This window comes from Pseudoalteromonas sp. S3785 (genome assembly GCF_005887365.1).
Taxonomy (GTDB): Bacteria; Pseudomonadota; Gammaproteobacteria; order Enterobacterales; family Alteromonadaceae; genus Pseudoalteromonas.
The window spans coordinates 1-10,441 of the sequence record NZ_PNCT01000106.1; the positions used below are offsets into that span (position 1 = coordinate 1).

General features: G+C 41.1%; 10 protein-coding genes. 8 read left to right on the forward strand and 2 right to left on the reverse strand.

The features are described 5' to 3' along the window. Positions 1 to 401: 401 nt before the first annotated feature. Together gshA and CWC17_RS18370 are read left to right on the forward strand one after the other, a co-directional pair. The gene (gene gshA / locus CWC17_RS18365; protein WP_138614542.1) at positions 402 to 1,988 is read left to right on the forward strand and encodes a glutamate--cysteine ligase; all 1,587 of its coding nucleotides are present in this window, start codon (positions 402 to 404) and stop codon (positions 1,986 to 1,988) included. A 133-nt stretch (positions 1,989 to 2,121) separates the two neighbouring features. Continuing rightward, positions 2,122 to 2,733, forward strand: coding sequence for a transglycosylase SLT domain-containing protein (locus tag CWC17_RS18370; RefSeq protein ID WP_055014039.1), 612 nt, complete (start codon positions 2,122 to 2,124; stop codon positions 2,731 to 2,733). Between the two features lie 58 nt (positions 2,734 to 2,791). Here CWC17_RS18370 and CWC17_RS18375 read toward each other — a convergent pair whose 3' ends face one another. Together CWC17_RS18375 and CWC17_RS18380 are read right to left on the reverse strand one after the other, a co-directional pair. Then, complete coding sequence (locus tag CWC17_RS18375) at positions 2,792 to 4,060, reverse strand: HlyC/CorC family transporter (RefSeq protein ID WP_138540798.1); 1,269 nt, start codon at positions 4,058 to 4,060, stop codon at positions 2,792 to 2,794. 61 nt (positions 4,061 to 4,121) lie between these two features. Beyond that, positions 4,122 to 4,928 carry a cytochrome C assembly family protein gene (locus tag CWC17_RS18380; protein ID WP_138614544.1) on the reverse strand — a complete coding sequence of 269 codons (807 nt, stop codon included), beginning with the start codon at positions 4,926 to 4,928 and terminating at the stop codon, positions 4,122 to 4,124. A gap of 253 nt (positions 4,929 to 5,181) precedes the next feature. On the opposite strand from CWC17_RS18380, the gene ffh reads away from it, so the two are divergent. The 6 genes from ffh to tyrA all read left to right on the forward strand — a co-directional run bounded on the left by ffh (position 5,182) and on the right by tyrA (position 10,320). After that, positions 5,182 to 6,561, forward strand: coding sequence for a signal recognition particle protein (gene ffh, locus CWC17_RS18385; RefSeq protein WP_055014037.1), 1,380 nt, complete (start codon positions 5,182 to 5,184; stop codon positions 6,559 to 6,561). A gap of 250 nt (positions 6,562 to 6,811) precedes the next feature. After that, complete coding sequence (rpsP, locus tag CWC17_RS18390; RefSeq protein WP_055014036.1) at positions 6,812 to 7,060, forward strand: 30S ribosomal protein S16; 249 nt, start codon at positions 6,812 to 6,814, stop codon at positions 7,058 to 7,060. A 17-nt stretch (positions 7,061 to 7,077) separates the two neighbouring features. Further along, a complete protein-coding gene (rimM, locus tag CWC17_RS18395) occupies positions 7,078 to 7,614 on the forward strand; it encodes a ribosome maturation factor RimM (protein WP_055014035.1) in 537 nt (178 codons plus the stop codon). Further along, positions 7,614 to 8,381, forward strand: coding sequence for a tRNA (guanosine(37)-N1)-methyltransferase TrmD (trmD, locus tag CWC17_RS18400; RefSeq protein WP_004587325.1), 768 nt, complete (start codon positions 7,614 to 7,616; stop codon positions 8,379 to 8,381). Before rimM ends, trmD begins: the two co-directional genes overlap by 1 nt. Positions 8,382 to 8,414: 33 nt before the next feature. Continuing rightward, positions 8,415 to 8,774 carry a 50S ribosomal protein L19 gene (gene rplS, locus CWC17_RS18405; protein ID WP_004587324.1) on the forward strand — a complete coding sequence of 120 codons (360 nt, stop codon included), beginning with the start codon at positions 8,415 to 8,417 and terminating at the stop codon, positions 8,772 to 8,774. A gap of 412 nt (positions 8,775 to 9,186) precedes the next feature. Further along, entirely contained in the window at positions 9,187 to 10,320 is a 1,134-nt protein-coding gene (gene tyrA, locus CWC17_RS18415; RefSeq protein ID WP_138614546.1) for a bifunctional chorismate mutase/prephenate dehydrogenase, read from the forward strand. Positions 10,321 to 10,441 lie beyond the last annotated feature (121 nt).

A 10,441-nucleotide genomic window follows, 5' to 3' on the forward strand; every position in this document is an offset into this window, starting at 1 on the left:
AATGCCAAACATGCGCTGCCCTTCGGGTTCTGCCTAGGGGCGATAAACTCTTTGTTGCCTACATGGATGTAGGTAAGGGGCGTGAGCAGGACGCGGAAGCTTTGCTTGGTTTTTACTTAGCCCATTAGGTTACAAACCTCGCGCCGCGATTTTAATCGCCCCTAGATTGAACGAATTTCAATCCGCAAAGTTCAACACGCCCTGGTAAAGCGATTGTATAATAGTGTTAGCAGTGGCAAGATTAGCTAGCTGGTTGATGCTAATTGTATCGAGCGCATGCTCAATAGGGTAAATAGTTAACAATTTTGAAAAATTATATTGTTCTTAACAATTTAGTCTTGAGTATGGGCAATTAGCCCCCATAACCGTAAGATTAAGCCACGTGGCCGAGGAAGCATTTTTTGACTATACATGATTTATCTAGCGCGCTTAACGCGTTATCTACCACACCGCATCAGCAGGCAATTAAAGGGATCAAACGTGGTATTGAGCGAGAGTCGCTACGCATTAAAGGTAATGGTGCCATTTCCACTTTAGGGCATCCTAAAGGTGTAGGTAGTGCATTAACAAACGGGCACATTACTACTGACTTTTCAGAGTCATTACTTGAGTTTATTACCCCTGTTAGTGAATCTGCGACAGAAACTTTAGCACAATTAAAAGACCTTCAAAAATTTACACTTGAACACATGGGCGATGAGCTTTTATGGCCTATCAGTATGCCATGCTTTATTGAAGATCAAGATGACATTGTACTGGCTCAATTTGGTAGCTCAAATACCGCACGCATGAAAACGTTATATCGTGAAGGCTTAAAAAACCGTTACGGCAGTATGATGCAAGCAATTGCAGGTGTGCATTTTAATATTTCTTTCCCAGAGTCTTTTTGGCAGTCTTTACATACCCTAAAGCAAAGTGAGCAAAGCCTAGGTGCATTTATTTCGGATGGTTATCTAGCGCTTATCCGTAATTTTAAGCGTGAGCTTTGGTTAATTAGCTACCTGTTTGGTGCCTCACCAGCCTTATGTAACTCTTTTTTACAAGGGCGAAAAACTGACTTACCATTTAAAAAATTAGGTAAAGGTACACTTTATTTAGAGGTAGGCACGGCACTTCGCTTGGGAGATTTAGGCTATACCAATAGCGCACAATCTTCATTACGCGTCATGTATAACTCACTAGATGAGTACGTTGCTGGGCTTAAAGAGGCAATCAATACGCCTTCTGATTTATACGGTGATATTGATGATTACACCACGGCTACGCCTAAGCAACTTAACAAAAACATTCTTCAAATCGAAAATGAATTTTACTCGCCAATTCGCCCCAAACGTAATGCTAAAAGTGGTGAAAAACCAACGGATGCTTTATTAAGAGCCGGTATTGAATATGTTGAAATTAGAGCTCTTGATGTAAATCCGTTTAGTGAAACCGGTATTGATATAGATCAAATACACTTTTTAGATGTCTTTTTGACGTACTGTTTATTAAAAGATTCGCCAGAAATGCTGTGGAAAGAGCAAGCCCGCAGCACAGAGAACTTAGATACAGTGGTTAATCAAGGACGTCAGTTAGGTGTTATGCTTAATGACAATAACCAACAGCGTACTTTGCAAAGTTGGGGGAAAGAGATTTTTGATCAATTAAGTGAAGTAGCTAAGTATATGGATAAGGCGTATGGGGTGAACTATTACAGCGAAACCATATCAAAAATGGCTACTTGGGTTGATAACCCAATGCTGACTTTTTCGGGACGCTATATATCTGAACTGGAAAGTGAAGGTATAGATAATGGTGTGTTTGCTATTCAATTAGCTAATAAATATAAGCAAAGTCATGCAGAATCTAACTACAACGTATTTTCTAAGCAATGGCTTGAGCAACAAGTTGTTTCTTCAAATAAAGCGCGTGAAGAAATAGAGCGCGCCGATACGCTAAGCTTTACTGACTTTTTAGATGAATATTTTAATGCTAAAGCTGTTGTTTAAGCTTTTTTAAGCAAAAAAAACGCAGCCCAAGTGGGCTGCGTAAATATTCTTCAGGGATGAAACAATGCTATACTGCTGCATTCATATACTCAGACCCACACTTTTTTAAAAAGTTCAGTGAGATCGTATAAAAATGAAAAAAAATGCAATTATTTTATCTTTTGCCCTCTCTTTAGCAGGGTGTGCCACTGCGCCACCAAAGCAACCTAATGATCTTTGTAAAATTTTTGAAGAAAAGCCGGACTGGTACTTTGATGCAAAAGACGCACAAGAAAAGTGGGGTTCGCCTAAACATGTCCTTATGAGTATGATGTACCAAGAAAGCTCGTTTCGTCATGATGCTGCCCCTCCCATGGAATATTTTTTATGGATTATCCCTACAGGGCGTGCCAGTGATGCTTACGGGTACTCACAAGCAAAAACCCCAACATGGTCTGATTATATTCGTGAAACGGGTAATAGCGGTGCGGATAGGGATGACTTTGATGATGCAATCGACTTTATGGCGTGGTTTGTTTATAAAACACATAAAGTAAATAAAATATCTAAATGGGATGCTTATGCGCAATACTTAAATTATCACGAAGGGTGGGGCGGTTATAAACGCGGTACTTATAAAAAGAAAAAGTGGTTAATGAGTGTTGCCAATAAAGTTAAGCATCGGGCAAGTCGTTATGGTGCGCAGCTTAAACGGTGTGAAGACGAGCTAGATAAAGGTTGGTTTGAGCGACTGCTTTTTGGCTAACTACTTACCTTAAAAGAAAAAAGGAGCCAAGGCTCCTTTTTTAACGCGTTATTTAAACTTATAACTTACGTTGATTAGGCTTAATTTTTACCTGTTTAATCATATTCTCTTTTACCTCTAACACTTCCACAGGGTAGCCGGCTATTTTAAGGCTTAAATTAGCATCTGGAATGTCTTCTAAGTATTCTACAATTAAACCGCTGAGTGTTTTAGGGCCATCAAGAGGAAATTCCCAGCCCATTTCTTTATTAAGATCGCGCACGTTAGCCCCGCCATCAACAAGGTAAGAGCCATCACTTTGCGTGGTTACCTCTTCACTGGGCGTACGTGTTTGTGTGGTCGTGAAATCGCCAACCACTTCTTCAAGAATATCTTCAAGGGTTACGAGACCTTGTATGTCGCCATATTCATCAACCACTATACCAATGCGCTCTTTTGATTGTTGGAACTTTAATAGCTGGGTATTTAGAGATGTTCCCTCGGGGATAAAGTAAATCTCACGGACCGCACGTAATAATGACGGTTTATCAAACTGCTCTTTGGTTAAAAGGCGAAGAGCATCGCGCGAATGAATAAAACCGACGGCGTCATCGATATTATCGCGATAAAGTAATACACGGGTGTGCTGCGCATGAGTCAATTGACGGCTGATGATCTTCCAATCGTCGTTAATATCAATCGCTACTATTTCGTTACGCGGGATCATAATATCTTCAACGGTCACTTGTTCTAAGTCTAAAATAGACGTCAGCATGCTTTGGTGGCGAGCTGGAATCAATGCACCCGATTCATTCAACACCGATTTTAGCTCTTCTTTGCTCATGCTATGTTCGTCAATTTGTTCAGCGCTAATGCCAAATAAACGTAACATTCCATTGGTCATCCAGTTAACAACAACCACAAAAGGGAATAGAATTTTAAGTAACCCTTTTAATACCACTGAGCTTGGAAAAGCGACTCTTTCAGGGTAGAGGGCAGCAAGGGTTTTAGGGGTCACTTCGGCAAAGATAAGCACAACGAGTGTAAGTACACCTGTGGCAATAGCGATACCTAAATCACCGTATAAACGAATACCTATAATAGTGGCAACTTGAGCTGCAGCAATATTTACTAGGTTATTACCTATGAGGATCAAGCCAATGAGTCTATCAGGGCGACTCAGAAGTTTGTTGACGCGTTTGGCAGCGCGATGGTTTTCTTTAGCAAGGTGGCGCAGACGAATTCTGTTAATTGACATTATGCCCGTTTCAGAGCCAGAAAAGTATGCAGAACATAAAATTAAAATACCGAGTATTATAAATAAAACACTCGTAGATATGCTGTCCAAAGAAGGATCCTTTTTTTATAAACCAATGCGTATTAAGCTAGAGTGAGCTGACAGAGTCAAGTTAAAACTTATTTAACACCACTTCTTGTACAAAACGGCTGCCAAAATAAGCAAGTGTGAGGATAAATGCAGCGACCATGATGGTAATAACCACAGGTTTACCTCGCCAGCCTTTTTTAATGTGACCAAGCGCAACAGTGATAAAAATAACCCATGCAACAAGTGATAAGACTGTTTTATGGATAAATTCTTTGGCGAACATGCCATCTAAAAATACAAATCCTGTCAGCAGTGCGAAGGTGAGGATAACCGTGCCTAAATTTAATAGTTGATAGAGCTGACGTTCCACCACCATTAAGGGCGGCAAATGGCTGTGCACAATTGCTAAATCTTTGCGCTTTAAACGTTTATCAATAAAGTAAAACTGCACGCCATATAAAGTGGCAATAATCAAAACGCAGTACGCTAATAATGACAGCGATATGTGTGTAATAAGCCCTATTTCAATACTTAAGCTTTGTAATAAAATGTGATGCGGAATAAACAAACTTGCAATGGTGAGTAAGGCTGCAAACCCATAAACGACCGGCAATAACAACGTAGCAGGGAACTTTAGCGAGACCGCAGTAACCGACACCACAATAACCCAACAGGTTAGCAGCGCTACATTCACAATACTCAAATCTTGTCCATCGGAGCGAAACACCGAATTAACCAACAACAGCATGTGCGCAAGTATTGCAACGGTACTTAAAATAACCGTCACCTTTTGGCTAGGGCCTTGTTGATGAAACAGGCGTGTTAACACATGAGACGTTGCTAACACGTAAAATAAACTGGCAATAATAGTTAAACTAATAATTAGCATTATGCTTGGGCCACTTATAATTAGAGTCAAATAATTCTTGTTGTTATATTCACATTGTATTTTATAGCAAAGCAATTGCATAGACCTAAAAAAAGAAACTCAATAAGCTATGCTTCAATACTGTATTGTGTGCCCTCATTTACGGTATACTGTTTTTAATTGAAATTTAATACTATTGCGCCCATCTAATAAGTAAAATGCGAATAAGCATGAGCTTATTGGGTCAATATAAACGTCTTATCGGAACCGTTACATGTTTGAGAACCTCCAAGAACGATTAGGTAAAACCTTAAAAAATATTAGTGGCCGCGGCCGTTTAACAGAAGACAACATAAAAGATACGCTGCGCGAAGTACGTATGGCGTTTTTAGAAGCTGACGTTGCGTTGCCTGTTGTTCGCGAGTTTGTAAAGCAAGTCAAAGAACGTGCCGTAGGTGTTGAAGTAACTAAAAGCTTGAGCCCTGGCCAAGTATTTATAAAAATAGTACGCGAAGAGCTTGAAAAAGCGATGGGTGAGGCCAACGAAGAGCTTAGCCTAAATGCGCAGCCGCCAGCTGTTGTTATGATGGCGGGTCTTCAAGGTGCGGGTAAAACAACCAGTGTCGGTAAACTTGCTAAATTTTTAAAAGAGCGTAAGAAAAAGTCAGTACTAGTTGTGAGTGCTGATGTTTACCGCCCAGCGGCTATTAAGCAGCTTGAAACACTTGCCAGCGAAGTTGATGTAGATTTTTTCCCAAGTGATATTTCGCAAAAGCCAGTCGATATAGCCAGCGCAGCTATTTCACATGCTAAAAAGAAATTTATAGACGTTGTTTTAGTTGATACCGCCGGCCGTTTGCACGTAGATAACGAAATGATGGGTGAAATTAAAGACCTTCATAAAGCAATCAACCCAATAGAAACATTATTTGTGGTGGATGCAATGACGGGTCAAGATGCGGCGAATACCGCTAAAGCATTCGACGAAGCGCTCCCTCTAACCGGTGTTATTTTAACTAAAACAGATGGTGATGCACGTGGCGGTGCTGCTTTATCTATTCGTCATATTACCGGCAAGCCCATTAAATTTATGGGTGTGGGCGAGCGTACAGATGCATTAGAGCCGTTCCATCCAGATCGTATCGCATCGCGTATTTTAGGCATGGGTGATGTACTTTCATTAATCGAAGAAGTCGAAATGAAAGTCGATAAAGAAAAAGCGGCTAAGGTCGCTGAAAAAGTATTTAAAGGCAATGGCTTTACCCTTGATGATTTTGCAGAGCAATTAAAGCAAATGAAAAATATGGGTGGCATGATGTCGATGCTAGATAAGCTGCCTGGTATGCAAAACTTACCCGATGCTGTAAAAGGCCAAATGGGTGACAAAACCTTCATTCAAATGGAAGCCATCATCAGCTCTATGACCAAACAAGAGCGTGCCCGCCCTGAGATTATTAAAGGCTCTCGTAAAAAGCGTATAGCCGCAGGCTCTGGTACACAGGTACAAGAGATAAATAAACTGCTAAAGCAGTTTACGCAAATGCAAAAAATGATGAAAAAAATGAAAGGTAAAGGCGGCATGCAAAAAATGATGCGCGGCATGAAAGGCATGTTACCACCTGGAATGATGGGTGGCGGTGGCCCTAAATTTTAATGTAGCGCTTTAATACCTGCTATATAATGTATAACAAAAGGGCCAATTGGCCCTTTTTTGTTGAATAAATTATGCGCGTAGTGCATGCTAATCTATTAATTGTAGCTCAGATCATAGTTTAACCTACTAAAGTGGCTTTTTGCTTCACTTCTTACTTGCATTGTTGCTAAAAACTCGTACAATTCCCCAGCTCCCCATACTGGGGAGTAAATCTTATTAATGAAAACAGTCAATCTATTTAGAGGACGGTATGGTAACTATTCGTTTGCAACGTGGTGGCGCTAAAAAACGCCCTTTCTATCAAATTGTGGTTGCGGATAGCCGTTTCTCGCGTGACGGTCGCTTCATCGAGAAAGTTGGTTTCTTTAACCCAATTGCTTCAGGTCAAGAAGAAAAACTTCGTTTAGATTTACCTCGTGTTGATCACTGGGTAGGTCAGGGCGCAGGTCTTTCTGATCGTGTAGCTAAGTTAGTTAAAGACGCTCGTAAAGCGGCTTAATAGGCGTAAGTGTAACCATGAGTCAAGAGAACACCTCATCAATTATTGTCGTAGGAAAGCTCGGTGCCCCATATGGTATAAAGGGCTGGCTTAAGGTACATTCATTTACTGATGATCCCCAAGGGATCTTCGATTTCAGCCCGTGGTTGATAGGGCAACAAGGTAAATGGCAGACCTTAGAAGTGGTCGACTGGCGTCGCCACAACAAAGGCTTTATCGCTAAGATTGCGCAAGTAAACGACAGAGACGAAGCTATGGCTTATACCCATGCAGAGATATCTGTTGATTCAGCGCAATTACCAGAACTCCCGCAAGGTGAGTTTTATTGGCGAGATCTCATCGGAATGACGGTTGTAACTGATAAAGGTTATAACTTAGGCATTGTTGATGACCTGATGGAGACAGGATCAAATGACGTCTTGGTTGTGAAAGCAAACAAGAAAGATGCATTTGGTCAAGCTGAGCGTTTGATTCCTTTTTTAACTGATTCAGTGATTAAAGACATTAAACACGAAGCGAGAGAAATTACCGTAGACTGGGATCCTGGGTTCTAATGACTCAAACTAGTTCATTGTGGGTTGGGGTGATAAGCCTTTTCCCTGACATGTTTGATGCAATTACACACCAAGGTGTAACCGGTCGCGCAGTGAAAAATGGCTTAATTGACTTTAACTGCTGGAATCCACGTGATTATGCTTTAGATAAGCATAGAACCGTAGATGATCGTCCTTACGGGGGCGGCCCAGGTATGTTAATGATGGTTGAACCACTAAAACAAGCCATTCTTGACGCTAAAAAAGCGGCAGGTGATGGCGCAAAAGTAATTTATATGTCCCCACAAGGGCGCAAATTGGATCAGCAAGGGGCAAGCGAGCTCGCAAACTCTGAAAAGCTGATTTTAATTGCCGGTCGCTATGAAGGTATAGACGAGAGAATAATAGAGTCATACGTTGACGAAGAATGGTCAATTGGTGATTTTATTTTGAGTGGTGGTGAATTACCTGCCATGACATTAATTGATGCAGTAGCGCGATTAGTGCCAGGCGTGTTAGGTCATAACCAATCAGCAGAGCAAGACTCATTTTCGGATGGCTTGCTAGATTGTCCTCACTATACACGGCCAGAAACATTGGACGACAAACAGGTGCCTGCTGTATTACTCAGTGGAAACCACCAAGAGATAGCAAAATGGCGGCTTAAGCAGTCATTAGGCAGAACTTGGCTACGACGTCCTGACTTGTTGCATAACCTAGCTCTGACTGAGGAGCAAGCGGTATTACTCGCACAATTTCAGCAAGAGTACCAAAAAGCTTGTGGCTAGAAGACAGTTACACCTAGGAAAGTGAGAAACATAATGGCAAAAGTAAACCAAAATATTATTAAAGCGCTTGAAGAAGAGCAGCTTAAAACAGACGTACCAGCATTCGGCGCTGGTGATACAGTAGTTGTACAGGTACGTGTAAAAGAAGGTAACAAAGAGCGTCTACAGGCCTTTGAAGGTGTTGTAATCGCTAAGCGTAATCGTGGTCTTCACTCAGCATTCACAGTTCGTAAAATTTCGAGCGGTGAAGGTGTTGAGCGTGTATTCCAAACGCACAGCCCTCTTATTGATAGCGTAACAGTTAAGCGTCGCGGTGCGGTTCGTCGTGCTAAGCTTTACTACCTACGTGAGCGTTCTGGTAAATCTGCACGTATTAGAGAAAAACTTAACTAATACGCGCTGTTTATCAACGCAAAGAAAACGGGTTGCAGCCTCACGGTTGCAACCCGTTTTGGTTTCAAGTATTAAATAACATACTATTTCTTCACAAAAGCATCCCTCTGTATTAATACAAATTCGCGTCGATACTTAATCATTTTGTGGGGCTCAACGTATCGCTTCCTGCGTTAAAAAATTCTAACTTAGAACAACTAAATAGCGATTTTTTGTCTAGTTATGAACACGTTTTTCCAGTCTCAAAATTAATCACTTAATTAAACGAATTGGTATGGGGAAATTTCACCCGCATTGTTACATTAGCCTTTTCACTCATACTTGATCCTGTTAGTATTTAACGTATTGATTAGTTTACTTAAATGTAAATTTTAATTTACGAAATGAGTTGTTTATAGGTGGAATGAGAAACGTGGCTGAATTAAGTGATTTATCACAATTACGAGATGGCATAGATGAATGCGATGCGCAATTAGTTGCTTTACTTGCAAAGCGAAATGCAATAACCCAAAAAATTGGGGCTATTAAGCAGCAAAGTGGTGCTCCTCTGCATGCCCCTGAAAGAGAAGCTGCTTTGTTAGCTGCTCGTCGTGATGAAGCGATTAAGCAAGGAGTCAGCCCTGAACTAGTTGAAGACATATTAAGGCGCATGATGCGCGAAGCCTATCAAAACCAACAAGCTAAACTTGCCTGTGCAGCTCCTGATTTATCACCTATTGTGATTGTAGGTGGGCAAGGGGCTATGGGCCAGTTATTTGCTCAGCAGTTTATTCGTTCAGGTTATGAAGTTAAGATTTTAGATAAAGATCAGCAAAACGAGGCTAAAGCCATTTTAGCTGGCGCAAAGTTAGTGATGATCAGTGTGCCTATTAACGCACTTGAGACCGTGGTGGCTAAGCTACCTAAACTTGATGATGATTGTTTGCTTGTTGATATTACCTCAGTTAAGCAATCACCCATTAAGGCATTAAAGGCAGCACACTCTGGGCCCGTTGTTGGCTTACACCCTATGTTTGGCCCTGATATTTCTCACTGGGTTAAACAAACCGTTGTTGTGTGTGAAGGCCGCGCGCATGATGCGGCAAAAGGCTTACTACAGCAGTTGCAAGTATGGGGTTGCCAACTTGTTGAGCTAGATGCTAAAAAGCATGATGAAGCAATGCAAATAATACAAGTAATGCGCCACTTAACGACGTTTGTTTATGGGCAATTTTTAGCAAAGCAAAGCCATACGCTTGAGGAACTAAGAAGTTGCTCATCTCCTATTTACCAGTTAGAGCTGATGATGGTAGGGCGCTTATTTGCGCAATCTCCTGAGCTATACTCAGATATAATGTTGGCCCAGTTTGATAATGTTGAGAGTTTATTAGCGCAGTATCAAGAGACCTTTGCACAAACTCTTGAAAAGTTAAAAGCGGGAGATAAAGGGGCACTCATCGATGCATTTGCTGATGCTAAAGCGTATTTTTCAGACTCTACTGCGCACTTTTTAACACAAAGCCGTAGTCTGCTAAATAAAGCAAATGACGCCAAGGTATTAGATTAATACCAATCCGCATTAATACTTAATCGTTTTCAGGGGCTAAACGTGTCGCTATCTGCGTTAAAAAATTCTCATTTACGACTGCATGGATGCAGAAGGTAGAGCAATGCAGGAGCAATTGCCC